Annotated in this window: 22 protein-coding genes; 10 read left to right on the forward strand and 12 right to left on the reverse strand. The window is 71.5% G+C overall.

Features of this window, described 5'->3' with window-relative positions; genetic code table 11:
* Window positions 1-9: 9 nt before the first annotated feature.
* The 5 genes from ACGFRG_RS25960 to ACGFRG_RS25980 all read right to left on the reverse strand — a co-directional run bounded on the left by ACGFRG_RS25960 (window position 10) and on the right by ACGFRG_RS25980 (window position 4,926).
* The gene (locus ACGFRG_RS25960) at window positions 10-2,067 is read right to left on the reverse strand and encodes a DUF2075 domain-containing protein (protein ID WP_361422573.1); all 2,058 of its coding nucleotides are present in this window, start codon (window positions 2,065-2,067) and stop codon (window positions 10-12) included.
* Window positions 2,068-2,230: 163 nt separating this feature from the next.
* Window positions 2,231-2,359, reverse strand: coding sequence for a DUF6408 family protein (locus ACGFRG_RS25965; protein WP_393267745.1), 129 nt, complete (start codon window positions 2,357-2,359; stop codon window positions 2,231-2,233).
* 307 nt (window positions 2,360-2,666) lie between these two features.
* Window positions 2,667-3,140: a hypothetical protein gene (locus ACGFRG_RS25970; RefSeq protein WP_361422579.1), complete on the reverse strand. Its 474-nt coding sequence runs from the start codon at window positions 3,138-3,140 to the stop codon at window positions 2,667-2,669.
* A gap of 181 nt (window positions 3,141-3,321) precedes the next feature.
* Window positions 3,322-3,903, reverse strand: a complete 582-nt coding sequence (locus ACGFRG_RS25975) for a Uma2 family endonuclease (protein WP_393267975.1) — start codon at window positions 3,901-3,903, stop codon at window positions 3,322-3,324.
* A gap of 39 nt (window positions 3,904-3,942) precedes the next feature.
* Window positions 3,943-4,926: an SMP-30/gluconolactonase/LRE family protein gene (locus ACGFRG_RS25980; RefSeq protein WP_393267978.1), complete on the reverse strand. Its 984-nt coding sequence runs from the start codon at window positions 4,924-4,926 to the stop codon at window positions 3,943-3,945.
* Between the two features lie 195 nt (window positions 4,927-5,121).
* Between ACGFRG_RS25980 and ACGFRG_RS25985 the strand changes: the two genes are divergently transcribed.
* Together ACGFRG_RS25985 and ACGFRG_RS25990 are read left to right on the forward strand one after the other, a co-directional pair.
* The gene (locus tag ACGFRG_RS25985; protein ID WP_361422582.1) at window positions 5,122-5,568 is read left to right on the forward strand and encodes a MarR family transcriptional regulator; all 447 of its coding nucleotides are present in this window, start codon (window positions 5,122-5,124) and stop codon (window positions 5,566-5,568) included.
* Between the two features lie 65 nt (window positions 5,569-5,633).
* Complete coding sequence (locus ACGFRG_RS25990; protein WP_393267750.1) at window positions 5,634-6,491, forward strand: carbon-nitrogen hydrolase family protein; 858 nt, start codon at window positions 5,634-5,636, stop codon at window positions 6,489-6,491.
* Between the two features lie 202 nt (window positions 6,492-6,693).
* Here the strand turns inward: ACGFRG_RS25990 and ACGFRG_RS25995 are convergent, their stop codons facing one another.
* A complete protein-coding gene (locus ACGFRG_RS25995) occupies window positions 6,694-7,842 on the reverse strand; it encodes a threonine synthase (RefSeq protein ID WP_393267753.1) in 1,149 nt (382 codons plus the stop codon).
* 213 nt (window positions 7,843-8,055) lie between these two features.
* On the opposite strand from ACGFRG_RS25995, the gene ACGFRG_RS26000 reads away from it, so the two are divergent.
* From ACGFRG_RS26000 to ACGFRG_RS26025, 6 genes are all read left to right on the forward strand, one after another.
* Window positions 8,056-9,318, forward strand: a complete 1,263-nt coding sequence (locus ACGFRG_RS26000; protein ID WP_393267756.1) for a DUF4190 domain-containing protein — start codon at window positions 8,056-8,058, stop codon at window positions 9,316-9,318.
* A gap of 168 nt (window positions 9,319-9,486) precedes the next feature.
* The gene (locus ACGFRG_RS26005) at window positions 9,487-10,239 is read left to right on the forward strand and encodes a GntR family transcriptional regulator (RefSeq protein WP_393267759.1); all 753 of its coding nucleotides are present in this window, start codon (window positions 9,487-9,489) and stop codon (window positions 10,237-10,239) included.
* Window positions 10,240-10,481: 242 nt separating this feature from the next.
* Window positions 10,482-10,661, forward strand: a complete 180-nt coding sequence (locus ACGFRG_RS26010; RefSeq protein WP_361422598.1) for an SPOR domain-containing protein — start codon at window positions 10,482-10,484, stop codon at window positions 10,659-10,661.
* Between the two features lie 55 nt (window positions 10,662-10,716).
* Entirely contained in the window at window positions 10,717-11,145 is a 429-nt protein-coding gene (locus ACGFRG_RS26015; protein WP_361422601.1) for a (deoxy)nucleoside triphosphate pyrophosphohydrolase, read from the forward strand.
* A 113-nt stretch (window positions 11,146-11,258) separates the two neighbouring features.
* The gene (locus ACGFRG_RS26020) at window positions 11,259-11,669 is read left to right on the forward strand and encodes an ATP-binding protein (protein WP_393267762.1); all 411 of its coding nucleotides are present in this window, start codon (window positions 11,259-11,261) and stop codon (window positions 11,667-11,669) included.
* A gap of 168 nt (window positions 11,670-11,837) precedes the next feature.
* The gene (locus tag ACGFRG_RS26025; RefSeq protein ID WP_393267765.1) at window positions 11,838-14,390 is read left to right on the forward strand and encodes a SpoIIE family protein phosphatase; all 2,553 of its coding nucleotides are present in this window, start codon (window positions 11,838-11,840) and stop codon (window positions 14,388-14,390) included.
* 166 nt (window positions 14,391-14,556) lie between these two features.
* Here the strand turns inward: ACGFRG_RS26025 and ACGFRG_RS26030 are convergent, their stop codons facing one another.
* Entirely contained in the window at window positions 14,557-15,297 is a 741-nt protein-coding gene (locus tag ACGFRG_RS26030; RefSeq protein ID WP_361422610.1) for a PspA/IM30 family protein, read from the reverse strand.
* A gap of 40 nt (window positions 15,298-15,337) precedes the next feature.
* Entirely contained in the window at window positions 15,338-16,894 is a 1,557-nt protein-coding gene (locus tag ACGFRG_RS26035) for a hypothetical protein (RefSeq protein ID WP_393267768.1), read from the reverse strand.
* Window positions 16,895-17,139: 245 nt separating this feature from the next.
* Between ACGFRG_RS26035 and ACGFRG_RS26040 the strand changes: the two genes are divergently transcribed.
* The gene (locus ACGFRG_RS26040; protein ID WP_393267981.1) at window positions 17,140-18,090 is read left to right on the forward strand and encodes a hypothetical protein; all 951 of its coding nucleotides are present in this window, start codon (window positions 17,140-17,142) and stop codon (window positions 18,088-18,090) included.
* A gap of 99 nt (window positions 18,091-18,189) precedes the next feature.
* On the opposite strand, the gene ACGFRG_RS26045 is transcribed toward ACGFRG_RS26040, so the two are convergent.
* From ACGFRG_RS26045 to ACGFRG_RS26060, 4 genes are read right to left on the reverse strand one after another with little or no spacing between them, the layout of a single operon-like run.
* Window positions 18,190-18,963 (reverse strand): succinate dehydrogenase/fumarate reductase iron-sulfur subunit, encoded by a 774-nt coding sequence (locus ACGFRG_RS26045; protein ID WP_361422616.1) that lies wholly within the window; start codon window positions 18,961-18,963, stop codon window positions 18,190-18,192.
* Window positions 18,960-20,894 carry a fumarate reductase/succinate dehydrogenase flavoprotein subunit gene (locus ACGFRG_RS26050; RefSeq protein WP_361422619.1) on the reverse strand — a complete coding sequence of 645 codons (1,935 nt, stop codon included), beginning with the start codon at window positions 20,892-20,894 and terminating at the stop codon, window positions 18,960-18,962. Before ACGFRG_RS26050 ends, ACGFRG_RS26045 begins: the two co-directional genes overlap by 4 nt.
* A 45-nt stretch (window positions 20,895-20,939) precedes the next feature.
* Window positions 20,940-21,758, reverse strand: a complete 819-nt coding sequence (locus ACGFRG_RS26055) for a hypothetical protein (protein ID WP_361422622.1) — start codon at window positions 21,756-21,758, stop codon at window positions 20,940-20,942.
* Window positions 21,759-21,779: 21 nt separating this feature from the next.
* Complete coding sequence (locus tag ACGFRG_RS26060; protein ID WP_361422625.1) at window positions 21,780-22,064, reverse strand: hypothetical protein; 285 nt, start codon at window positions 22,062-22,064, stop codon at window positions 21,780-21,782.
* Between the two features lie 312 nt (window positions 22,065-22,376).
* On the opposite strand from ACGFRG_RS26060, the gene ACGFRG_RS26065 reads away from it, so the two are divergent.
* Window positions 22,377-24,842: an ABC transporter family substrate-binding protein gene (locus ACGFRG_RS26065; protein WP_361422628.1), complete on the forward strand. Its 2,466-nt coding sequence runs from the start codon at window positions 22,377-22,379 to the stop codon at window positions 24,840-24,842.
* The last annotated feature ends 254 nt before the right edge of the window (window positions 24,843-25,096 follow it).

The following is a 25,096-nucleotide window of genomic DNA, read 5'->3' on the forward strand; positions in this document are numbered from 1 at the left end:
GGATCAAGGTTACCTGTGACGTCTGTTGTAAGCAGGAGGCAGCTGTGACCCTTCGGCAGTGAGCCGTGGCTGGGCGCCGTCGTAGTGCTGCATGCCGATGGCACCTGTGATGAGCCTGCGCAGTGCGTTGTGTGTCTCCGGGTCGGTCGCGTAGACCACTGTGCCGACGACACCGCGGGTGAGCAGTACGTGGTAGGCGTTGCGGACACACCGGTCGACGATCGCGTCGTCGACCGGGCCGCGAAAGGCGGGATCGCAGGAAGCGGACCGGTCCACCGTGAACTTCCCGTTACGGAACAGCAGGTCGGGGCCGATGATCACGCCGTTCCAGTCGTACTCGAAGGTCTGTGCCGTGTAGACGCAGCCGATCTGCCCGATGCCGCGGGGATCGGTCGACCACAGATCCGACCTCGGTGCGTTGGGGACGCTGTGCTGCGGCTTCACATTCCATGGCCGACGCCACTCCCCGATGTGTACATCGTCAACGAGCTGTTCACCGTCCGGGTCGCTCCACGGCCAGCAGAAGCCCGCAGTGATGCGCGCCGTGGATCCTTCAAGGCCACGTTCCAGGATGAACTGCTCCATTTGTTCAGCGGAGTCGGCGACCGTGAGTGTCATCCGCCCGTCCGATCGCCAGGTTACCGGATCGGTGGCGTCCAGCCCCAGCAACTGCTGGACCCAGCGCTGGTAGCGCTTGCTGCCGCCTGCTCGGAAGGTGCCCTCGAGATCCGTCACTTCGACCAGGCAGCCACTGCTCTCGGCCAGCTCCTTGAGGTAGGTGGCAGTGCCCACCTCATCCGGGCGGATCGACTGATGGTCGTCGAGCAGGAAGATCGGTACTTTGGCGGCCCTGATCAACTCGGTCGCCTGGGGCCGGTCGTCGTCCCGCAGCTCCTTGGGCGTCCATCGGTATGTCGAGTTGCGTCGCATGCGGTGCGCCTCGTCGCAGATGAGGACATCGATGGTGTCCGCCGGGGTGTCGCTGAAGCTGTTGAAGTACTGGTAGAGCCTTTGAGCCGCGCGGCGCTTGTGTGAAATCTGCCCTTGGCGTGCCGTACTGAGCATGATCTCGCGCAGGGTTTCCGTGTACGCGTGAGAGCCGCTGGCCAGCACGGCTTCGCGACCCTTGAGGCCGAGAGCACGCTGCAACTCCAGGGCCACGGCGCTCTTCCCGCTGCCAGGGCCGCCCCGGAGGATATAGACGCGTTTGACGCCCGGATCGGGGGCGGGGCTGTGGGCGGTCTCGCCGTCGTAGAACAACCCGACGTCGAAGCCGGTCAGGCGCGCGGTCTTCTCCAGGTGCCGGGTGATCCGGTCGACCGCGACGTACTGCTCGTCGAGGAGGGTGAGGCCGCCACCGACGACGGACCGCTGGCGGGCGACGTCGGTGACCTTGAGCAAGGGGTCCTTGCGGGCCCCCTCCAGCGCACATGCGGCCTGCTTCCCGGATGCGGGAGCGAATCGTGAAGTGAGAACTCGTCGGAACCGGTCCAGGTCGTCGAGCGTGTACAGGAAGCCGTGGTCGGTCTCGGGCAGACCGAACAGTGCCTCCACGTCCGCGTCACGGGCGTTGTGGAGCAGCGCCACTCCCATCAACTGATCCTCGCTCTCCCGTAGATGGGGCAAGTAGCGCACCATGTACTCGCAGTAGCGCTGGACCTGCCGCACCGGATGCAGTTTGTTCTTCCCGTCGCCGAACCCGAGATCGACGGCGATCGGACACCGGGGGTCAACCGTGGCGTGCCGTACCTGCTTCAGCTCAATCGCAAGATACGAGTCCGTTCCTGTACCGGGATGACGGCCGCACAGCACGAGATCCACCGCGCAGTTGGTGTGCGGCAGGTCGACCTCGATCTGGACCTCGACTTCGTCAAGACCACAGTCCAGCAGAGCCCTCACCACTACGGGGATGCTGTTGTTCCAGGCGGCGATATCGCCCTGACCAGCCGTTTCCCCCTTGGTCCGAGCATGCTCGACGATCAGTTGCTCGGTGAGTCGGAGGTGCGCCGATCCGGCCCGGGCAATGATGAGTCGACCGAGCTCGGCCGCGGACAGTTGCAGGAGCACGAAGGTTCCCCAGGCACGAGATGACTCGTGCGGGTGGGGGCATGTCCTTCGTGACTCCGCCGAAGCGGAGCGGAAGCCCGTCGGGCCGCAATGACAGTCCGTAGATTAACCCGGGCTGCGGCGGGGTGAGGGGCGGGCCCCGGAGACCCGCCCGCCGCCCGGCTCAGCCGAGGCGGTGCACCACGAGCTGCGCCAGCGCCCACATCAGGTTCGAGCCGAGGCTCACCGTGAGGCCCACCAGGGCATCATGGATCCAGGTGCGGCGCTCGGGCGTGTACTCGACGACAGCCATCAGAACGCGTCTCCTTCGGTTGTGACCGGCGACGGTGCCGGATGGCTCCCGCCGGGAGCACACCATGGGTTCGCGTCACCGAACCGAAGGGGCCTGCGTCTCTGCAGGTCACGTCGCGTACATCCTCCGGGAGGACACGCGGTGCAGGGCAACGCTAGCTCATGACTGGGCGCTCTGGGCGAGGAGTTAATGCCAAGGAGGTCCCGCCAGGCCTCCTGCTGGGGCCCGAGTCCCGTGCGTACACAACGGCTCACGGTGAATCGGGGCCGGCCTGATTCAGGACCGACCCCGTCCGACGTACAGGATTTCAGTGGCGAGCCGGCGCCGTGATCGGTTCGCCGAGGATTCGGCTGGCCAGTTCCAGGGCCATGACGTCGACGTACGGGCGCAGTTCGGATTCGGCCGAGGTGCGGGCCGTGGCGATGGTCGCGGTGCCTGCGGCCACGATCTCGTCGCGCTCGCGGATGCCTTCCGCTCGCGCGGACACTATCGCCGCCGTGCCCTCCTCGTGGGCCTGCTGCCTGATGCGTGCCGCGTCGTGGCGGGCCGCGGCGAGTTCGGACTCGTACTGCGCGCGCACCGCCGCGGCCTCCGCGAGGATGCCCTCGGCCTCGTGGGAGCGGCCCGCCGTGAGGGCGTCCCGCTCCTCCTGCACCCGCTTGACGCGCGGCAGCAGCACCCCCGCCATCATCCAGAAGCAGAGCGCGAACAGGACCAGGCCGATGAGGAGATCGGGCACGGTGGGATTGAGGGGGCCCACATTGATGGGAAGCAGTTTCACGCCTGGCACCTTCTCTCTCGCACGCGCCGACGCTCATGCGCCCCGGCAGTCGTACTCCAGATCGTATGGCAGGTCGTATCGTCGTATCGCGGGGGATCGGACCGCCTAATCGGGCGGACGTGGAGCGCAGTTGGGGCCGGACCCGTTCGGGTCCGGCCCCTTCCCGCTCTTGTGCGGCCTGTCAGGTGCGCCGGGGTGGAGTGAGCTTCTCCAGGTCGAGGCTGATTTCGAACGGCACCGGGCGCTTGAGCGAGCCTCGGCAGATGCCGACGGGTACATAGGTGCGGGTCGGTTCGTCGAGCTCGTAGACGTGGACGACCGGGGCGCCGTGCTCGTCCTCGACGCACCAGTAGTGCGGGATGCCGGCTTCCGCGTACTTGCGGAGCTTGACCGTACGGTCCCGGTGGGCGGACTCGGGGGAGGCGACCTCGATGACGAGTCGTACGTCTTGCGGTGCGTACCAGGTGCGGTCCGGGTCATAGGGCGCCGTCGTCACCAGGAGGTCCGGTTCCGGGCGGTTGCGGGCGTCGAGGCGGATCGTCATCTCCCGCTCGACTTCGAAGCCGGTCGGCGCGTGTGCCGTGAGCGCGTTGGTCAGGCCGGTGACGAGGCGGCCGTGCCACGCCCGCTGGGGCGACACCATGAAGACGAGTGCTCCATCGATCAGCTCGGTGTGGCGTGGTGCCTCGGGGAGGCGGTCCAGGTCCTCCGCGAACCAGCCTTCCGCGCGTGGTGGGCGCATCCAGTCGGGCAGTGCGGTCATCATGGTTTCACCGTAGCGACTGAGCCCGGCCGACGCGGGTCAGATGCCCTTGACGTACGCCACCGTGAACGGGGTCCGCGGGGTTCCCGGGCCCATCGGGCCGCCCTTGTCGAACTGGGAGCGGACCACCAGGGTGCGGCCGTGGACGTGGATCAGGGTGGTGGGGATCTGGAGGGACGCGTCGGTCACGTGGCGTTCCAGGCGGGCCGATGTGCCGTCGGGGGAGACGTGCCAGCGGGTCAGGGTGTTCGACTTGTTCTGGGCGGCGCGCAGGGTGCTGCCGGTCAGGTCGAGGCCGTCGCCGTTCACGAGGTCTCCGCCGGTCATGGCGACCTTGCGGGTCGTGCCCGAGGCGATGTCCACGCGGAAGAGGCCGCCTCCCGTCATGTCGACCGCGAGGAGGTAGCGGCCGGACGGGTCCGCCACGATGCCGTTGAGCGTGAACGAGCCGACGGGGTGCGGCGGGACCGCCTTGCTCAGGTCGTAGTGGTCGAGCAGCGCGGCCCGGCCGCCGTGTGCCGCCGCGTCGGCCAGCTGCGCGGGGGTGATCCGGTAGATCACCGGGCGCACGCTGTCCGTCACGTACGCCGTGCCGTCCGGCCCGATCGCCAGGTCGTTGAGGAAGCGCGCGGTGCCGGTGGGCACGTCGAAGCGGGCCAGGAGCGTGCGGTGGTGGACGTCGTAGACCGCGACTCCGGTCGTCGAGTCGATGACCCACAGCCGTCCGGCCCGGTCGACCTTCAGACCGTTGGCGGTCTTGCGGCCGTCCGTGCCCGAGGGCAGGAAGACCTGGGCGGCGCGGTGTCCGGGGGTGGCCTTGTAGACGGCGCCGGTCGTGTACGAGCCGACATAGACGTCCCCGGTGCGGGGGTCGGCCGCGATCCCCTCCGGGTACGCGCGGTCGCCCGGGAGTTCGTACGCCGTGGAGATGCCGGTGGTCGGGTGGGCGTGGGCTGATGCCTGCGACGGGATGGCTACGAGGGCTGCCGCCGCGGCGGCGATGAGGGAGCGGCGCAGGAGCATGCGGGACACGGTGATGCCTCTCGGGTCTGGATGAGGTGTGGACGAGGTGTGGACGAGGTGGTGCGGGTGGGCTGGCTGGCCCGGCTGAAGGCGAATCTAGGTTAGAGCTCTAATGATCGTCAAGGTCGTTATTCATGAGTGAGTACTCTGCTATCGTCGAATGCGTTCCTTACGTTCGGTCGATATCATCCGGAGATGACGTCCATGCCCGCCGCCGAGCGCCTCGGCGCCCACCTCAAGCAGGCCGAACGGGCCCTCATGGCGACGAAGGCCGCCGTGCTCAAGCCGACGGGCCTGACCGTGCCGCAGTACGCGGCCCTGCTCCACCTCGCGGAGAGCCCGGGCATCTCGGCCGCGGCGCTCGCGCGCCTGTGCGGGGTCACGCCGCCCACCATGAACACGGTCCTGAAGAACCTCCAGGAGCGCGGGCTGATCGTGCGCACCCCGCACGAGTGGCACCGCAACGTCCTGGAGACCCGCCTCACCGACGAGGGCCTGGCGGTCATGGCCGACGCCGACGGGCGGGCGGTGCGGGTGGAGCGGGCGCTGGCCGCCGAGTTCACGGACGAGGAGCGGGACACGCTCGTCGGGCTGCTCGGGCGGTGCGTCGCCCTGCTGGAGCGGGAGCGTCCCGGGGCGTGATGTGTGCCCCGGTGGGTCCGGGCGGAGCCCGACCTGCCCGGTGGGCCCGAGTAAGGTCGAGTTCCGTGATCGACTTCCCGATACCCTCGCGTCCCCTCCGTATCGCCGCCGCTCAGGCGCACGTCGTCGCCGGTGACGTCGGTGTCAACGCGGCCACCGTCGCCCGGCTCGTGCGGGCCGCCGGAGCCGGTGGGGCGCAAGTGGTCGTGTTCGCCGAGAAGTTCCTGAGCGGGTACGAGCCCGAGCTCATCCGGGCCGACCCCGAGCGGTGCGCCGTGAACGGGATCGGGGACCCCCGGCTCGGGGTGATCGCGGACGCCTGCCGGGGGAGCGGCGTGGTCGCCGTCGTCGGCGCGGCGGTGTACGACGGCGGGGAGTTGTCCGTATCGGCCCTGGTCGTCGACGGGGACGGGGTCCGCGCCCGCTACGACAAGCAGACGCTGTTCAAGGCCGAGCGGGCCTTCTACCGGCACGGCCGGGCCGGGTGCACCCTCGAAGTGGGCGAGTGGCGGCTCGGGTTGGGGATCTGTTACGACTCCGGGTTCCCCGAGCACGCGCGGGCGGCGGCCCTGGACGGGTGCCACGCGTACGTGGTGGGCGCGCTGTTCAGCGTCGGCAACGGGTACCACGAGTCGCGGATCTGGTTCCCCGCGCGGGCCTTCGACAACACGGTGTACGCGGTGCTCGCCAACCACATCGGCCGCACCGGCGACTGGACGACCTGCGGCAGCAGCGCGGTGTGGGGCCCGGACGGCCGCATCGTGGCCGAGGCGGGCCCCACGGACGAGCAGATCATCTACGCCGACCTGACCCCGGAGGCCCTGCACACGGCCCGCGAAGCCGAACCGATGCTGCGGGACCTGTGGGAGACGGGGGCGGAGCCGAGGGTGTCGGTACGGGCGGCGGCGCCCGCCCCCCGTTAGGGGCGGGGCTGCGCCCTTGTGCGGCTCAGCCGCGCTCGTAGGGGCGCGGGGAACTGCGCGCCCGGCCACGCACGGTCCGCAGCCGAACGACCGCTCACCCCCCACCAGGGGCGCGGGACAGTGACATCATGCGGCTCCGCCGCGCGGGCGCGACCAGCCCCCACCGGCCCGCAGTCACAACCACCGCACCCGGCGCGGAGCGCTACGCGAGCCCCGTCTTCAGCCCCGCCCCGCACAGCGGCACCACGACACTGCGCCCCGCGAACGCGTCCGGCGCCGCGCTGACCGCCGCCCAGCAGGCCACCCCCGTCGACTCGACGAAAAGCCCGCGCCGCGCCAAGTCCCGCTGGGCGGCCCGGAGCTGGTCCTCCGTCGCGGTCAGGAACGTGCCGCCCGACTCGCGCACCGCCCGCAGGATCTGACGGGCCCGGGGCGGCCGCGGGATCGCGATCCCCTCGGCAAGGGTGTCGGCCGCGGCGACCGCGCCGTCCTCCTCGTCCGACAACCCGTCCGCCCCCGCCCGGAACGCCGTCGCCAGCGGTGACACCGCCTCCGCCTGCACCGCGACCAGCGCCGGCCGCTCGGCGATCAGCCCGTGCGCGTACAGCTCGGCCGTGGCGAGCGCCGCGCCGAGCAGCAGCGTGCCGTTGCCGACGGGCACCACGATCGCGTCGGGCAGCCGCCCGCCCAGCTCCTCCCAGAGCTCGTACACGTACGTCTTCGTCCCGTGCAGGAAGTACGGGTTGAAGACGTGCGAGGCGTAGAACGTGCCGGGTGCGTCGGCGGCCGAACGGGCGGCCCGGGCCGTGGCCTCGCGGTCGCCGGGGACCCGCTCGACCCGGGCGCCGTGCGCCCCGATCTGCTCGACCTTCTTGGGCGAGGTCGCCTCGGGCACGTACACCGTGCAGGGCAGACCGGCCCGCGCCAGATACGCGGCGACTGCCGTGCCCGCGTTGCCGCTGCTGTCCGCGACGACGCGTTCGGGCCCCAACCGCCGTGCCAGCTCGGCGAGTACGACCGCGCCCCGGTCCTTGAACGACAGCGTCGGCATCAGGAAGTCCAGCTTGGCCGAGACGGTGTCGGTGAGCGGCACCAGCGGGGTGCGGCCCTCGCCCAGGGTGACCGGCGGCGGGCCGTCGAGCGGCAGCGCCTCCGCGTACCGCCAGAGCGAGTTGACGCGTCCGGCGAGCGACTTGAGGTCGACCGGCGCGGGGGAGAAGTCCAGGTCCCAGGGGCCCCGGCAGACCGGGCAGCACCAGGGGGCGGCGGCCTCGACGGGCACACGCGTCCCGTCCTGCGGGCAGCGGTAGGCCGCACCCCGCTCCTGCGCGCCGGGAAGCGAAACGTTCAAAGGGGGCACGGGCGGTTTCGGCGTCATACGGCGAGCCTAGATCGGCCCCGGATCGACCCCCGGAATCCACCCACCGTGAGCCCTGCCACCCCGCCCCCGGCGCACACCCGCCGCCTCCGGAACGCGGCCATCCACAACCCCCGTCACCCCCACCCCACCCCCGCGTACGATTCGCGCAGCAGTTCGTCTGACCTCGACGAGGAGCCCGTACCCGTGGACATACCGCCGCCGCCCGCGCCCGAGCCGCACCCGCAGCCGGGCCAGGGCCACGGCCCCGGCTGGCCGCCCCCGTATCCGGGACCGCAGCAGCCCTGGTACCCGTATCCGCAGCCGTTCCCGGAGCCGGCGAAGACCAGTGGTCTGGCGGTCGCCTCGCTGGTCACCGGCATCGTCTGCTGTGTGCCGCCGCTCGGCGCGGTGCTCGGCGGGCTCGCGCTCGGGCAGATCAGGAAGAAGGGGCTGCGCGGCAAGGGCATGGCCGTCACCGGTGTGGTGCTCTCCGTGGTCAGCACGGTCCTCGCGGTGGTCTTCGTCGCCACGGGCGCCGCGGGCGCGTTCTGGGACGGGTTCAAGAGCGGTGTCCACGACGCCCAGCAGACCCGCAGCACCATGAACCTGCGCCGGGGCGACTGCTTCAACGTCCCCGGCGGGGAGTTGGAGCGCGAGGTCGTGAACGTGACGGTCGTGCCGTGCGACAAGCCGCACGACGGCGAGGTCTCCGGCTCCTTCAAGCTGACGGGGTCCGCGTTCCCCGGCGACAAGGCCATCACCGCGCTCGCCGACCGCCGCTGCTGGCCGGTCGAGCAGGAGTACGCGATGGACAGCTGGGCCCTGCCGGCCGAGGCCGAGTCGTACTACTACACGCCGAGCCAGCACAGTTGGCGCCTCGGCGACCACTCCGTGACCTGCGCGTTCGCCACGTCGAGCGGCAAGCTGCACGGGTCGGTGCGCAATGACGCGCGCAAGCTCGACCCCGACCAGATGACGTATCTGCAGTCCTCCAACGCGTACGACCGCGCGCTCGCGTCCGCACCCGACAAGGACCGGGTCGAGGACGACCTCGACGGGTTCAAGAAGTGGGCCGGGGAGCTCTCGGACGTCCTGACGCGGGAGAGCGCGCGGCTGCGCGGGCGCACCTGGCCCACGGGTGCCGACGCGCAGGTCCAGGCGCGGATCAAGGAGGCCGAACTCGCGCAGAAGGAGTGGGCGAAGGCCGCCACGGCCGCCGACGCGGACGCCTTCTATCTGCACTCGGGCGCGGCGGACCGCGCGCTGCGGCAGGCCACGGAGATCGAGGCCCGGCGCGCGCTGCACCTCGCCACGACCCCGCCGGCCACCGACTCCGGCGGCAGCACCAGCGGTACCGGCGGCGCCGACGGCGGGTCCACCGGCGACTCCGACAACGGCGGCACCGACGCCGGACCCGGCAGCGGCAATGGGAGCGGAACCGGAGGCGATGGTTCCAAGTCGGTCTGAGGCGGGGGGCGGCTGGGTAGCCCCCTCGGGCCCGGACGGCTTGATACCCGCGGTACGCCCTGCGTAAAAGCCACGTCATCACATCAGGTGAAACTCTGGCCTTGGCTTGCGGCGCACAACCGACGGTTGCCACGCTGTTGCTGTCTGTCAACCTGATGGGAGTGGCCAGTGACTTTCGGTGAGCAGCCGGCCTATCTGCGCGTCGCCAGCGATCTCCGGCAGAAGATCGTCAGTGGTTCGCTGCCGCCGCACACCCGCCTCCCCTCGCAGGCGCGCATCCGCGAGCAGTACGGGGTGTCCGACACCGTCGCCCTGGAGGCCCGCAAGGTCCTCATGGCGGAGGGCCTGGTGGAGGGCCGCTCCGGATCCGGTACGTACGTACGCGAGCGCCCGGTCCCGCGCCGGATCGCCCGCTCCGGGTACCGGCCGGCCAAGGGCGCCAGCCCCTTTCGCCAGGAGCAGGCCGAGGACGGCACCCGGGGCACCTGGGAGTCGGGCAGCGAGCAGGAGGAGGCATCCCCGGAGATCGCCAAGCGGCTCGGCATCCGCGTCGGCGACCGGGTGATGCGCACCCGGTACGTGTACCGGGACGCGGGCGAGCAGATGATGCTCTCCACCTCCTGGGAGCCGCTCGCGGTCACCGGGCGCACACCGGTGATGCTGCCCGAGGAGGGGCCGCTCGGCGGGTGCGGCGTGGTGGAGCGGATGGCCGCGATCGACGTGGTGGTGGACAACGTGGTGGAGGAGGTCGGCGCGCGCCCGGGGCTGGCGGAGGAGCTCCTGGCGCTCGGCGGGGTCCCGGGCCATGTGGTGCTGGTCATCGAGCGGACGTACTACGCGTCGGGGCTCGCCGTGGAGACGGCCGACGTCGTCGTCCCGGCGGACCGCTACCGGATCGCGTACCACCTGCCGGTGAAGTGACCGCGTACCGCTCATTGGTTACGTGGGGGTGACGTTGTTGGGCTGACGCAGTGTCAACTCCCGTAACGAGGGCGCACTCAAGCGCGTGCGCCCCCGTCGGCATGCCCTGTGTGGCCGGATCCGTATCTCTTTGTGAGAACACGTATCCGCTCCGTGAAGGTCAGGCGTACGCTCAGGCATATGCGGAATGCGGTTTCCTGGGGATCTCGGCCGACCTGCATGCCGACGGCGGGAGGGGCGCGATGAACGAGAGCGGAGTGGTGCTTTCCTGGCAGGTGATACGCCAGGACGACAACGGCAACCGCTACCGCGTCGGCAGGTACGCCACTCGCGCCGAGGCGCAGAAGATCGTCGACAGCCTCGACGACCGGGGTCACCGGCAGCTCTACTGGGTCGAGCGCATCGGCCAGCCGGCGCAGTAGCGGCGCCGTGGCCCGGTGGGCCGGGCCGCGCCGGGTGCGGGTTACGCTCCGGCGCATGGACGATCGTGTGGTGGTGGCCGGAGCCGTGTACGACGGGGGCAGGCTGCTGGCCGCGCGCCGCAGCGCCCCGCCGGAGCTGGCCGGACGCTGGGAGCTGCCCGGCGGCAAGGTGGAGCCGGGTGAGAGCCCCGAGCAGGCCCTGGTGCGCGAGCTGCGCGAGGAACTGGGCGTGGAGGTCGAGCCGCTGGAGCGGATCCCGGGACAGTGGCCGCTGGGGCCCGGCTATGTGCTGTGGGTGTGGACCGCCCGGCTGCTCTCCGGCGACCCGCGCCCCCTGGAGGACCACGACGCCCTGCGCTGGCTCGCCCCGGATGCGACGGACGAGGTCGACTGGCTGCCCCAGGACCGCCCGGCGGTGGCGCTGGCGGCCCGTATCCTCGCCGAGCGCACCCTGGCGGCGGGGGAGCGGCGGCCGGGGAGCTGACGAAAGAGCCGGTCCGTACGCCGTTCGTGCCACCATGCGCCCCGCGTGGGGATAGTTGACCCTATATATCGGGTATGTGGCTATTAATCCTTCTAAACCCCCCGAAGAGTCGGATGCGGGTGAGCGGCGTGATCGACACCTCCGGCGGCTGCGCCGAGTGGACCTTCCCGGCGGAGGCGGGTGCCGTGCGCACCGCTCGGCACGCTGTCAGGGACACCCTGCGCGGCTGGTCGTTCGACCCGGCCGTGAGCGATGTGGCGGTGCTGCTGGTCAGCGAGCTCGTGACCAATTCCCTGCGGCACGCGTCGGGGCCCATCGGGGTCAGAATGGCCTGCCTGGAACCCGGCGCCCTGCTGGTGGAGGTCTCCGACCCGCTGCCGGAGGAGCCCGTCGAGCGGGACGCCGGGCCGGACGACGAGGGCGGCCGGGGACTTCAGTTGGTGGCTTGTTCTGCTCGGCGGTGGGGGACCAGACGCGGCAGGACGGGCAAGACCGTGTGGTTCGAGCTGGCCCTGCCTGGTTAGAAGGAGGAAGGGACGAACGATCACCACCGCCTGGGACGACGAGGTCGCGCGGCGGCCGGAAAAGAACGAGACCGGGATGTGATCGTGAACGCCGTGTCGGTGGGGGCCGTAGTACTGAATACTGCGGTCAAGGCCGGTCCGGTGCGGTGAGCTGGAGGGGACGGTCGCGTGAGCGAGATACCTGAGACGGCTGGCGGCGTCGTGTGGCAGAGCAGCCCGCCTGGCTCGATCTATGACTACATCAGGGTCGCCTCGTTCTCGATCGGGCCCGACGGGCTGATCGAGCAGTGGAGCCGACGGGCCGAGGAGCAGTTCGGCCTGCCCGCCCGCGAGGTCGTGGGGCTCGACCCGGTGGACGCGTTCATGCCCTCTGAGCTGCGCCCGCAGGGCCACCGACGGGTCACCGAGATCCTGGACGGCCGGGAGTGGACCGGCATCGTCCCGTTCCGGCTGCCGGAGAGCGAGGGGCGGCACGGGTTCGCCGAGCTCTATGTGATGCCGAGTGAGACGGCGGCCGGGGAGCGCGGCGCGCTCTGTATCGTCGTCGACGTCCGGGCGCTGCGCGGCATCGAGACGGACCTCGCGGCGTCGCAGGCAATTTTCGGCCAATCTCCCTTCGGCTTCCTGCTGTTCGGTACGGACCTCACCGTGCTCCGCGCCAACAAGCGCTTCGCCACCGTCTTCGGCGGCGAACCCGGCGACCACCGGGGCCACACCGTCCACGACTATCTGGGCCGCGCCGAGGCCGACCGGATGGCCGCCGCCCTTCAGCGGGTCCTGGAGACCGGCGAGTCCGTCACCGACCTCCAGCTGGTCGGCACGGCGCCCGGTGATCCGGCCCGTCGGCACTGGTCGATCAACCTCTACCGGGTGCACAGCGGCACCGGCCGGCCCATCGGCGTCGCCAGCCTCGGCATCGATGTGACCCGCCGTCACAACGCGGCCCGCGAGGCCGCCGACGCCCGCCGCAACCTCGCCCTGCTCAACGAGGCGGGCAACCGGATCGGCAACTCCCTGGACCTGGAGACCACCGCCCGCGAACTCCTCGACGTCGCCGTCCCCGGCTTCTGCGACCTCGCCTCCGTCGACCTCTACACGGCCCTGCTCGCCGGGGACGAGGCCATCCAGAGCCGGGCCGACGGGAGCGCCGAGCTGCGCCGCGTCGCCTTCGCCAGCGCCGTCTCGGACGGACCGCTCACCGGATCCGGCCCCGGCCCCGTGGTCACCGTCGGCGATGTCCACCGCTACCCCTTCCACTCGCCCTGTGCCGGTGCCCTGCGCACCGGCCGCCTGCACGCCGTACCGGGCGACGAGGGCAGCCTGGTGCACACCACGCTCGCCGTCCCGATGGTCGCCCACGACACCGTGGTCGGCCTCGTCCAGTTCTCCCGCGCCAAGGGCAGCGAGCCCTTCGGCGACCGCGACCGCGCGCTCGCCACCGAACTCGCCTCCCGAGCCGCCGTCTGCATCGACAACGCCCGCCTCTACCGCAGGGAGCACGAACGCGCGCTGATCCTCCAGCGCTCCCTGCTCCCGCCCGGCGACCCCGAGGCCGCCGGGCTCGACATCGCCTGCCGCTATCTGCCCGGCAACGCGGCCACCGAGGTCGGCGGCGACTGGTTCGACGTGATCGAACTCCCCGGCCACCGCACCGCCCTGGTCGTCGGCGACGTGATGGGCCGCGGACTGCGGGCCGCCGTCGCCATGGGCGAACTGCGCACCGCCGTACGGACCCTGGCCATGCTCGACCTGGAACCGGCTGAAGTGCTCTCGCACCTCGACGAGATCGCCCGGGGCCTGGGCGACCCCGGCGGCCCCGACCGCGACTTGGCAGGCGCCCGCCGCGGCCGCCCCGGCGCACGCGGCGCCCACAAGTCCCGCGAGGCCGACCTGTCCGAGGTCTACCTGGCGACCTGTGTGTACGCGGTGTACGACCCGGTGACGCGGCGCTGCGCCATCGCCAACGCGGGCCATCTGCCGCCCGTCCTGGTCGAGCCCGGTGAGCCCGCGCTCTTCCTCGACATGCCGCCCGGGCTGCCGCTCGGCGTCGGGGGCGAGCCGTTCGAGGAGATCGAGGTCGAACTCCCCGAGGGCGCCCTGCTCGCCCTCTACACCGACGGCCTCGTCGAGTCCCGCGACCACCCCCTGGACGAGGGGCTACGAGCCTTCCGCAAGGCCATCAGCGACCCGGTCGCCGAACTGGAGGACGTCTGCGACCAGGTCCTCAACACCCTCGACACCCGCCACGGCGAGGACGACATCGCCCTGCTCATGGCCCGGATCCAGGGCCTGGCGCCGGACGCGGTCGGCGACTGGCGGCTGCCGCGCGAACCCCGTTCGGTGGGCCGCGCCCGCGAGCTCGCCCGCGCCCAGTTGCTCGCCTGGGACCTGGGCGACCTCGTCGACACCACGGAGCTCCTGGTCAGCGAGCTCGTCACCAACGCCCTGCGGTACGGCGAGGGCGAGGTCAGACTGCGGCTGCTGCGCGACCGCGCCCTCGTCTGCGAGGTGTGGGACGCGGGCCTGGTCCAGCCCAGACGGCGGCGCGCCCGGGACACCGACGAGGGCGGCCGGGGGCTCCAGCTCGTCGGCCTGCTGAGCGCGTCGTGGGGCTCGCGCCGCACCCCGCGCGGCAAGACGGTCTGGTTCGAACTCTCCCTCCCGGACGGCGAGTCCAGCCCCGCCGAACTGACGGAGGAGCAACTGCTGAGCATGTTCTGAGCCTGTGCCTCGCATGTTCTGTGCCGCTGAGCATGCTCTGAGCCCGTGCCGTCGCACGCGGCCGCCTCCTCGCGCGGTCGCACGGCAGCCCCGGCCGCACCCGCCGCCACGCCAGGCTTGCTCCCGCACCGCCCCGCACCGCGCGGCGCCACGTCCCCGCGCCGCGTTACGTCGTCGCCTTCAGCGCCGCCAGTCTCGCCGCCACCTCCGCCGTGTCGTCGAAGGCGTCCGGCTGCTCGAACCGGGCGTCCAGGGGCGACGCTTCGAGCTCCCGCTCGCCCCGCGCCCGCGCCGCCTCGCGCCGTAGCTTGTCCTCGAAGCGGGATATCTCGCTGGTCGGGTCGAGCACGCTGATGCTCGTGCCCGCGTCCGCCGTCCCGGTCGGCGCCTGTGCCGATGTCGGTGCGGGCACATATGCCGACGTGCCGCGAGACGCCAACTCGTCGTGCTTCGACGCCAGTTCGGCCAGTCTGGACTTCATCTGCTCCACCCCCGACTTCAACCTCTCCACCAACCCCGTCTGCGCGGCGATCGTCGGCTCCGCCGTACGCGCCTCCTGCTCCGATCGCAGTTCCCTGCCGAGCGCCACCTTGGCGAGGCGGTCGAAGCGGTCGGCCTCGTCGGCCGAGCCGTCCGCGCGCAGCACATCGGCTCTACGGCTGGCCGCGAGCGCCTGGTCGCCCCACTCCTTGGCGGCCACCAGGTCCTCGTGCCGGTCCTGCTCCATGAGGTGCAGTTCCCCGATGGTGGCGGCGGCGGTCCGCTCCGCCTCCGCGATGGTGCTCGTGTACTCCCGTATCAGCTGGTCCAGCGTCTTCTGCGGGTCCTCGGACTGGTCGAGGAGCGCGTTGATGTCGGCCTTCGCCAGCTGGCCGACCCGGCCGAGAACCGACTGCCTGTCGCTCATGGCTTTCTCCTTGCGCCGATCCGGGCAACTGCGCCCATGGTCAGAAGCGGCCACCACCACCTTTCCGTCGCCGGGTGCCCCCGCCCCCGAAGCTGCCCGGTCCGTCTGTTCCGCCTGTCTCGCCTGTCTCGCTTGCTGCGCCGAGGATGATCCCGCCGAGTACCGCCCCGCTCAGCCCGCCTTCCCCTCGTGATACGACTGCCGATTCGCCTGTGTTCCCGGTTTCCTCGAACGAGTGAACGTCGGATTCGGCGAGGCTCTGTGCCTGCCGGGCCAGCGCACCCGCCGGGCCCGACTCGGCCGCGCCACCGGCCTGTTGCAGGTGGCGCCGGGCCTCGGACAGCCGCGTGCGGGCCTCGCACCCGACGGCGCCCCGGTGTGTGGTGATGTAGACATCGGCGAGGGCGACCGCGGAGTCCGCGTCGGCCACCGCACCCTCGACGTCGGCCCCGGCTTCGGCGTCGACCCCGGCGTCGGCGTCGGCCAGTTCGCGGGCGCGCCGCTCCACCGCCTCGACCAGCATCGCCGTCTGGGCGACCGCGCCCTCGGCGGCGCGCACGTACACCGCCGCCGTGTCGTTGTCGTCCGCGTCGAGTGCCTGGCGGGCCAGGTTCAGGGTCGTCGTCGCGAAGACCAGGCGCTCCTTGGCGTCCTCGACATGGCTCGTGACCGGCGCGGTCGCCGACGCCTCGTACTGCTGGCGCAGCGCGACCAGGACCGAATCCGCCGCCGCCGTACGGCCGGTGAGCGTACGGAAGGCCGACTCGGCGGCGGTGAGCGCCTGCGGGGCGTGGTGTTCCAGGTCGCGCAGCCGGTCGAAGGCGGCGGCCTCGGCGTCGAGCCGTTCGTCGGCGTCGGCGCAGCGGGAGACGACCTCGTCGAGCAGCCCCTGCCGCACCTCGTCGTCCGCCGGATCGTCGTCGCCGAGCTCGTCGAGCTGTTGCCGCAGCCGGAACGCGGCCGACAGTTCCGCCTTGGCGCGGGCGACGGCCTCCGCGAACGGGCGGACCGCCTCATCCCCCAACTGGTCGGTGGCGAAACCCAGTTCCTCTTCACTCGTACGGATGGCGTCATCGACGGCGACCAGCGCCACCTTGCTGTCGGTATCCAGGGCGTCCAGGAAGCTCGACGCGTCGACACCGACGCCGTTCCGCGATTCGGTCGCCCCCGTCCCCGTCCCCGTCCCCGCCTCCGTCCCCGCCTCCGTCCCCGCCTCCGTCCCCGCCTCCGTCCCCTCCCCGCCGGCACCCGCTCCCAGCGCACTCGCCGGCGTCGTCCGGGTCAGGGCCCGCCGCGACCTGCGGGCGTACGCGTACGCGGCGGCCGCAGCCGCCCCGACGAGGACGGCGACGGGCAGCACGTAGTCACTGGAGTAGAAGGACCCGTCGTGTGTGGACAGTGCCTGTGTGGAGAGCGCCGCAGGCGTCACTCCGGACCCCGCCGCACACATCACCCCGGGCACCGCCGCAGGCCCGTCCGCGCGCGCCGACGGCACGCCGGGCAGGGCGAGCCAGCCCGCCGCCAGTAGCACGGCCACGAGGCCCCGGACGGCCCGGACGGCTATGTGCGGCCTGGTGCGACTGACACACGGCGTCACATTTGTGAGCGTATGGCGGGATCTGCCGGTCCGCGACCGGGCGGGAGCACCCCGGCGTTCGGGTGGACGCGGCCCGCTCGTTATGCCATCGGCCCCCGGGACGTCATACTTCCACGGCACACTGACAGTCAGGGGTTCTCGTGCGGACAGCTATATCGGCCGGAGTGGAAGGCCTGCGCCGGTGGTTCCGGCGCCCGGCACGGACCTGGGTGCGGCGTGCCGCGCTCGCGGCCGTGCTGCTGGTGATGGCCCCGATGGTGGTCGGAGCCGTGGCGCTGCGCAGCAGCTACGCGGGCGACCCGGGGAACGGCACCAGAACGCGCGGCCGGGACGCCATCTGGCTCGGTCACGCCTGGGTCGACGGCCGTAAGAGCGAGCAGGACCTCGACGTCTTCGCCGCGCGCGTGCGGGACACCGGGATACACGACCTGTACGTCCACGCCGGGCCGCTGGAGCACGGCGGCACACTGCCCGCCGCGCGCTACCCGAAGGCGCGCTGGCTGGTCGACGGGATGCACCGCAGGCTCCCCGGCGTCCGTGTCCAGGCCTGGCTCGGCGACAAGCTCGCCACCGAGGGCCCCAAGGGGCTGCGTCTGGAGCGCCCGGAGATCCGCAGCGCGATGGTGGACTCGGCCCGCCAGGTCCTGTCCGGCGGCTTCGACGGCGTGCACTTCGACATGGAGCCGATGCCCTCGGGCGACCGCCACTTCCTGGAGTTCCTGGACGCGGTGCGGCCCATGACGCGCGCGCACAACGCGACGCTCTCCGTGGCGGCGCACCAGATAGACCCGGTCCCGCGGCTGCACTCGGCGGCCGGCAAGATCGCCGGACACCCCAAGTGGTGGTCGCAGGCGTACTTCGGCCAGGTGGCCAAGCGCGTCGACCAGATCGCGGTCATGTCGTACGACACCTCGATGCCGCTGGAGAGCCTGTACGGCGGCTATGTCGCCCAGCAGGCGTCGCTGGCCCTTGAGGTGACGCCCAAGACCACCGACCTGCTGATGGGGCTGCCGTTCTTCCAGACGGAGAACATGGGGCACCACGGCTCGGCCGAGACGGTCAAGGCGGCCGTGCGCGGCGTCCGGCTCGGCCTCGGCCGCACCGACCGCCACCGCGAGCACTTCGGAGTGGCCCTGTACGTCGACTTCACGGCCCGGGACAAGGACTGGGCCGCGTACGACAAGGGCTGGAACTGAGCCACAGACGCGAGCGGTACGACAGCGGTACGACGGCGGGGCCCGGCATCCACGGATGCCGGGCCCCGTCCCGTAAGTCCCGTACGCGGCCGGACAGGGCTAGCTTCCCGGCCGTCGGCCGATCTTGTTGCCCAGCCAGATCAGCGGGTCGTACTTGCGGTCCACGGCCCGCTCCTTCAGCGGGATCAGGGCGTTGTCGGTGATCTTGATGTGCTCGGGGCAGACCTCCGTGCAGCACTTGGTGATGTTGCAGTAGCCCAGGCCGTGTTCGTCCTGGGCGGTGCGCTTGCGGTCCAGGCCCGTCTCGTCCGCCGCGTCCAGCGGATGCATGTCGAGCTCCGCGATCCGCATCAGGAAGCGCGGGCCCGCGAAGGCCGTCTTGTTCTCCTCGTGGTCGCGCACCACATGGCAGGTGTCCTGGCACAGGAAGCACTCGATGCACTTGCGGAACTCCTGCGAGCGTTCCACATCGACCTGCTGCATCCGGTACTCGCCCGGGGCCACACCCTTCGGAGCGACGAAGGCGGGAACTTCCCGCGCCTTCTCGTAGTTGAAGGTGACGTCGGTCACCAGGTCGCGGACGACCGGGAACGCCCGCAGCGGGGTGACCGTGATCGTCTCCTCGCGGGAGAACACCGACATCCGCGTCATGCACATCAGGCGCGGACGGCCGTTGATCTCCGCCGAGCAGGAACCGCACTTGCCCGCCTTGCAGTTCCAGCGCACCGCGAGGTCGGGTGCCTGCGTCGCCTGGAGCCGGTGGATGATGTCGAGGACGACCTCGCCCTCGTTCACCTCGACCTTGTAGTCCGTCAGATCGCCGCCGCCCGTGTCGCCCCGCCAGACCCGGAAGCTCGCGTCATACGTGGTCACTCGTAGAGCTCCTCTTCGGCGAGGTACTTGACCAGCTCCTCCTTCTCGAAGAGGGCGAGCAGGTCGGCACGGATGGGTTCGGTCTCTTCGCGTGTCAGCCGGATCTGGCCCCGGACCGGATCGGTGGCCGCGAGGCCGCCGGTGGGGTCGGCGAGGCTGCACAGCAGATTGGCCCGGCGCCAGCCGCGGTCCATCGCGGGCCAGTCCTCGCGGGTGTGGCCGCCCCGGCTCTCGGTGCGCTCCAGGGCCGCGCGCGCCACGCACTCGCTGACCAGGAGCATGTTCCGCAGATCGAGGGCGAGGTGCCAGCCGGGGTTGAACTGGCGGTGCCCCTCCACCCCGGCACGCCGGGCCCGTACGCGCAGCTCGCCCAGTTTCTCCAGCGCCTGGCGCATCTCGCCCTCCCGCCGGATGATGCCGACGAGGTCGTTCATGGCCTGCTGGAGCTCCTGGTGGAGGGTGTACGGGTTCTCGGGCGCGGCGGCCGCGGCGTCGGCGGGCTCGGCGCTGAACGGCCGCAGCGCTTCGGCGGCCGCCGCGTCGACCTCGGCCTCGTCCACGGCGGGCCGGGCGGGGCCCAGCGCCGAGGTGTACTCGGCGGCGTGCAGTCCGGCCCGGCGGCCGAAGACCAGCAGGTCGGAGAGGGAGTTGCCGCCCAGGCGGTTGGAGCCGTGCATCCCGCCGGCCACCTCGCCCGCCGCGAAGAGCCCGGGCACCCCGCGCGCGGCCGCCGTGTCCGAGTCGACCGCGATGCCGCCCATCACGTAATGGCAGGTCGGGCCGACCTCCATGGGCTCGGCGGTGATGTCGACGTCGGCCAGCTCCTTGAACTGGTGGTGCATGGACGGCAGCCGGCGCCGGATGACGTCGGCGGGCATCCGGGTCGACACGTCCAGGAAGACGCCGCCGTGCGGGGAGCCGCGACCCGCCTTGACCTCCGCGTTGATGGCCCGGGCGACCTCGTCGCGGGGCAGCAGTTCGGGCGGGCGGCGGTTGTGGTCCGGGTCCTCGTACCAGCGGTCGCCCTCCGCCTCGGACTCCGCGTACTTCTCCTTGAAGACGTCCGGCACGTAGTCGAACATGAAGCGTTTGCCCTCGGAGTTGCGCAGCACCCCGCCGTCGCCCCGGACCGACTCGGTGACCAGGATGCCCTTCACCGACGGCGGCCAGACCATGCCGGTCGGGTGGAACTGCACGAACTCCATGTTGAGCAGCGGCGCGCCCGCGAGCAGGGCGAGCGCGTGGCCGTCGCCGGTGTACTCCCAGGAGTTGGAGGTCACCTTGAAGGACTTGCCGATGCCGCCGGTCGCCAGGACCACGGCCGGGGCCTCAAGGACGAAGAAGCGGCCGGACTCGCGCTCGTAGCAGAACGCGCCCGAGACCCGGTCGTCCTCCTTCAGCACCCGGGTGACCGTGCACTCCTGGAAGACCTTCAGCCGGGCCTCGTAGTCGCCGAATTCGCGTTTGTCGTCCTGCTGGAGCGAGACGATCTTCTGCTGGAGCGTGCGGATGAGCTCCAGGCCGGTGCGGTCGCCGACATGGGCCAGGCGCGGGTACTCATGGCCGCCGAAGTTGCGCTGGGAGATGCGGCCGTCGGGCGTGCGGTCGAAGAGAGCGCCCCAGGTCTCCAGCTCCCACACCCGGTCGGGCGCCTCGCGCGCGTGGAGCTCGGCCATCCGCCACTGGTTGAGGAACTTGCCGCCGCGCATGGTGTCGCGGAAGTGCACCTGCCAGTTGTCGCCGGAGTTCACATTGCCCATGGAGGCGGCGATACCGCCCTCGGCCATGACCGTATGGGCCTTGCCGAACAGGGACTTGCAGATGACCGCGGTCCGGGCGCCCTGCTCGCGTGCCTCGATGGCGGCCCGCAGGCCCGCCCCGCCCGCACCCACCACCACGACGTCCCACTGCTGCCGTTCGAGCTGCGTCATCTCAGGCGGCCCCATGTCCGGTCGTCGGCGCGATTGCCGTTGTCATCAGAAGAACCTCGGATCGTCGAACGCGCCGGTGGAGAGGAGGTACACGTACAGATCGGCGACGGAGACGCTGATCAGGGAGGACCAGGCGAGCAGCATGTGACGGTTGTTCAGCTTTCCCGCCCAGCCCCACAGCCGGTAGCGCACCGGGTGCTTGGAGAAGTGCCGCAGCTTGCCGCCGACGATGTGCCGGCAGGAGTGGCAGGAGAGGGTGTACGCCCAGATCAGCACGATGTTGGCCACGAAGATCAGCGAGCCGAGCCCCATGTGGCCCCAGCGGTAGTGATCGTCGCGGAAGGTGAGGACCGTGTCGTACGTGAGGAAGCCGGCGACCGGCAGGGCGAAGTAGAACGTGTACCGGTGGATGTTCTGGATCACCAGCGGGAAGCGGGTCTCGCCCGAGTACTTCTTGTGCGGCTCGGCGACCGCGCAGGCCGGCGGCGAGGCCCAGAAGCCCCGGTAGTAGGCCTTGCGGTAGTAGTAGCAGGTGCCCCGGAACGCCAGCGGGAAGATCAGGATCAGCAGGGCGGGGGACAGGCCCCACCAGCTGCCGATCAGATCGGCGTTCGGGCCGCCGTGCATGGGCGCGCAGTTGTCGGCGACGCACGGCGAGTAGAAGGGCGAGACGTACGGGGCGGCGTAGTAGTCGTCGTTCACGAAGGCCCGCCAGGTCGAGTAGACGACGAAGGCGAGCAGTCCGGCGGCGGTCACGGCCGGCGCCAGCCACCAGCGGTCCGTCCGCAGATGGCGTGGGGCGATGGCGGCGCGCGAGGCGTCGTGAACGCCGGTGATCGGTTGGGGTTCGGTGCCTGTGGCCAACAGTGGCTCCAGTCAGCTGGGTCAGGGGGCGCGCCGGTCGCGGGCGCCGAGACCTTCGTCGTCCGAGTCCGTCCACAGGGACGTGTCGTACGGGGTGTCCGGGATGGTCACCAGGTCCGGGCGGACCGCGGCGGTCCGGGGAGCGGTCTCGCGCAGCAGCGCCACGCTCTCGCGCAGATGGTCGGTGTCGGTCCGCACCCGCCGGATGTCCAGGCCGCCGTCGCCGGCCTTCTCCAGTCGTCCGACCGACCTGACCAGGTCGTCGAGACAGCGCTGAACTGCCGTCAACTCGTCCTGCAGGGACATGACGTGCCCTACCTTCCGCAGTAGCGGGCGGTGAACCGGTCATTCCGGAGGGCGACCTCCGGATCCCCCCGAAAGGTCATGCGCCTGAGAGTGTCGCGCGTCACTTCCGTGGTTGTGAAGGTGCGTGCACGGGGTTGTGGGGGCGCGCGCTCCGCCGTTCGCGCCGTTATTGCGCCGCATGGGTGGGATCCGGCCGCCGCCGCGCCGTGTCGCCGTGCGGGCAGGGGGGCCGTCCTCTTCAGTGGGTGGGCAATACGTGTGATCATCGCGAAATGCCACCAAGCAAACAAAACTGACGAAGAGGTACAAGCCATGGCCCACGTCGGAGTCCAGCGCGGGAGGGCATCCCGGGCGGTCCGCACCGTCGCCGCCATCCGCACCGCCGCGTCGCTGCGGTCCGTAGCGCTCCTCGCCTCCGGTGTGCTGGCACTGCCCGCACTGGCGGGCTGCTCCTCGGGCGACGACGAGACCGCGTCCGGCGTCCCCCAGGACATCGGCGCGGCCACCCGGCCCGAGGTCGCCGACGGGGGCACCCTGCGCTGGGCCGTCGACGCGATGCCGCAGACGCTCAACGCGTTCCAGGCCGACGCCGACGCCGCGACCGCCAGGGTCACCGGCGCGGTGCTGCCCAGCCTCTTCACCCTGGACGACCGGGGCAGACCGCAGCGCAACCCGGACTTCCTGGAGAAGGCCGAGATCGTGCAGCGCGAGCCGAAGCAGGTCGTGCTCTACAAGCTCAACCAGAAGGCGGTGTGGAGCGACGGGCGGGAGATCGGGGCGCCCGACTTCGTCGCCCAGTGGCGCGCGCTCAGCGGCCGGGACTCGGCGTACTGGACCGCGCGCAACGCGGGGTACGAGCGGATCGAGAAGATCGAGAAGGGCGCCAACGACCTGGAGGTCAAGGTCACCTTCAACAAGCCGTACGCGGACTGGCGGGCGCTGTTCAGCCCGCTCTACCCGAAGGACGTCACGGGCACGCCGGGCGACTTCAACGACGGCGCCCGCACCAAGCTGAAGGCCACCGCAGGACCGTTTCTCCTGAAGGCGGCGGACCGTGACAAGGGCACCGTCACGCTCACCCGCAACCCGCGCTGGTGGGGCCGCCCCAGCAAGCTCGACGAGCTCGTCCTGCGGGCCGTGCCGCGCGACAAGCGGGTCGCCGCCCTCGCCGACGGCAGCCTGGACGTGGCCGAGATCGACCGGCCCGCCGCCGAGCGCATCACGCTCGCCGAACGCGACAAGGGCGCGGGCCGGGCCAACGGCGGTCCCGAGCTCGCCCACGGCCCCGGCGCCGCGATCACCCCGGCCTCCGCCCTGCGCTCCTGGGCCCTCGCGCACGGCTCCGACGAGGAGCGGGCCGAATCCGAGGTGCGCGCCCGCAAGCAGACCCGCGAGGCCGTCGAGCGGTACGCCCAGGAGCAGGCCGGGCTGAGCGGCCTCGCCATCCGCAGGTCGCTTGAGCCCGCCTACACCCAGCTCGCCCTCAACGGCAGCTCCGGCCCGCTCGCCGACGAACGGGTGCGCCGGGCCGTCGCCCGCGCGCTCGACCGCCAGGAGCTCGCCGAGATCGTGCTCAAGCCGCTCGGGCTGCCCGCGCACCCGCCCGGCAGCCATCTGGCGCTGGCCGGCCAGCAGGCGTACGCCGACAACAGCGACGCGCTCGGCGGCCAGGACACCCACGAGGCGCAGGCGCTGCTCGCCGACGCGGGCTGGACGCCGGGCGGCGCCCGCCAGAAGCCCGGCTCGGCCAAGGCGGGCAGCAAGGCGTCCGGCGCCGACGCGGACGACGACGCCAAGCGCGAGGGCGACGGCACGTACATCGTCGGCGACGACAAGGCGCACGAGCGGGGCAACGTGACGTACCGGGTCGGCGGCCGCAAGGTCGGCGAGGGGCCGTACTACGCGGATCAGGCGCGGCCGGACGCGGACGGCGCCGGTGCGGACGGGCACGACGACAAGCCCGGCGACAACCGGCCCGGCGGCTGGGGCCCGGGCGGCGAGACGCATGTGCTCGCCCCGGCCCGCGCGGCCGCCCTCCAGGAGATCGCCCTGATGCGCCAGGCCGAGGTCCTGGGCGACGCGGGCTCCGGCCACGGCGCCCGCCGTCAGGAAGAGGTCCACCGCCGCACCGAGGCGCACCGCCAGGGCGGCGCCCCCGGCGCGTACGCCCCGAAGGGCACCGCAGCGCCGGCCGCGGCGGGCGGGCCGCTCGGCAAGGACGGCAAGCCGCTGTCCCTGCGGTTCGTGCTCCCCTCGGGTGAGGGCTCTCAGGCGCTGCGCGCGGTCGGCGACCGGATCGCGCAGATGCTGAAGGAGGTCGGCATCAACACCGAGATCACCAAGGTGGCCGACGACAGCTACTTCAAGGACCACATCGCCTCGGGCGACTTCGACCTGGCGTTGTACTCCTGGCCCGGCACCGCCTACCCGGCCACCGACGACCGGCCGGTGTTCGCCAAGCCGGAGCCCGCCTCCGACGGCTCGCTGCTGGTCGAGCAGAACTACACCCGGGTCGGCACCGACCGCATCGACCAGCTCTTCGACCGGGCGGCGGGCGAGCTCGACGAGGACGAGGCCCGTGACCTGGTGCGCAAGGCGGACGCCCGGATCTGGGCGGCGGCCGCGTCACTGCCGATCTACCAGCGCCCGCAGCTGGTCGCGGTGAAGCCGAACGTCGCCAACGCCGGTGCCTTCGGGTTCGCGGCCCCGCATTTCGAGGACATCGGGTTCAAGAAGGCGCCGAGCGCCGCGAAGGGTGCCGAATCTTCCCAGAAGTGATCGATCGGTCCCGAAGAGAATAGTTTCGGCCACCACGAACCAGCAGGTCAGAACCTCAGAACTGGCTCAAGTCCCTTGCCCGCCGGCCCGCCGGCGGGCAAGGTCGTGGATGCCCTTGACCCGGCCTTGAGGCTGCGCAGGAACCGGCTTCTCGCTGCTTTCCCACCCCGTAGAAACGATCATAGGTTCGGCCCGGGAGGCCCCGGGCGCGTCCGCCCCGTACCATAGGACTAGCCGTGGCGTGTCCGCGCCCG

It is taken from the genome of Streptomyces sp. NPDC048696 (assembly GCF_043198895.1).
GTDB lineage: Bacteria > Actinomycetota > Actinomycetes > Streptomycetales > Streptomycetaceae > Streptomyces.

What these genes read in the sequence shown, in the direction of transcription:
- ACGFRG_RS26010 (WP_361422598.1), top strand. Translation starts at nt 10,482, where the DNA reads ATGAACGAGAGCGGAGTGGTGCTTTCCTGGCAGGTGATACGCCAGGAC.
- ACGFRG_RS26065 (WP_361422628.1), top strand. Translation starts at nt 22,377, where the DNA reads ATGGCCCACGTCGGAGTCCAGCGCGGGAGGGCATCCCGGGCGGTCCGC.
- ACGFRG_RS26040 (WP_393267981.1), top strand. Translation starts at nt 17,140, where the DNA reads ATGGCCCCGATGGTGGTCGGAGCCGTGGCGCTGCGCAGCAGCTACGCG.
- ACGFRG_RS25985 (WP_361422582.1), top strand. Translation starts at nt 5,122, where the DNA reads ATGACGTCCATGCCCGCCGCCGAGCGCCTCGGCGCCCACCTCAAGCAG.
- ACGFRG_RS26030 (WP_361422610.1), bottom strand. Translation starts at nt 15,297, where the DNA reads ATGAGCGACAGGCAGTCGGTTCTCGGCCGGGTCGGCCAGCTGGCGAAG.
- ACGFRG_RS26020 (WP_393267762.1), top strand. Translation starts at nt 11,259, where the DNA reads ATGCGGGTGAGCGGCGTGATCGACACCTCCGGCGGCTGCGCCGAGTGG.
- ACGFRG_RS26050 (WP_361422619.1), bottom strand. Translation starts at nt 20,894, where the DNA reads ATGACGCAGCTCGAACGGCAGCAGTGGGACGTCGTGGTGGTGGGTGCG.
- ACGFRG_RS26060 (WP_361422625.1), bottom strand. Translation starts at nt 22,064, where the DNA reads ATGTCCCTGCAGGACGAGTTGACGGCAGTTCAGCGCTGTCTCGACGAC.
- ACGFRG_RS25975 (WP_393267975.1), bottom strand. Translation starts at nt 3,903, where the DNA reads ATGACCGCACTGCCCGACTGGATGCGCCCACCACGCGCGGAAGGCTGG.
- ACGFRG_RS25980 (WP_393267978.1), bottom strand. Translation starts at nt 4,926, where the DNA reads ATGCTCCTGCGCCGCTCCCTCATCGCCGCCGCGGCGGCAGCCCTCGTA.
- ACGFRG_RS25965 (WP_393267745.1), bottom strand. Translation starts at nt 2,359, where the DNA reads ATGGCTGTCGTCGAGTACACGCCCGAGCGCCGCACCTGGATCCATGAT.
- ACGFRG_RS26015 (WP_361422601.1), top strand. Translation starts at nt 10,717, where the DNA reads ATGGACGATCGTGTGGTGGTGGCCGGAGCCGTGTACGACGGGGGCAGG.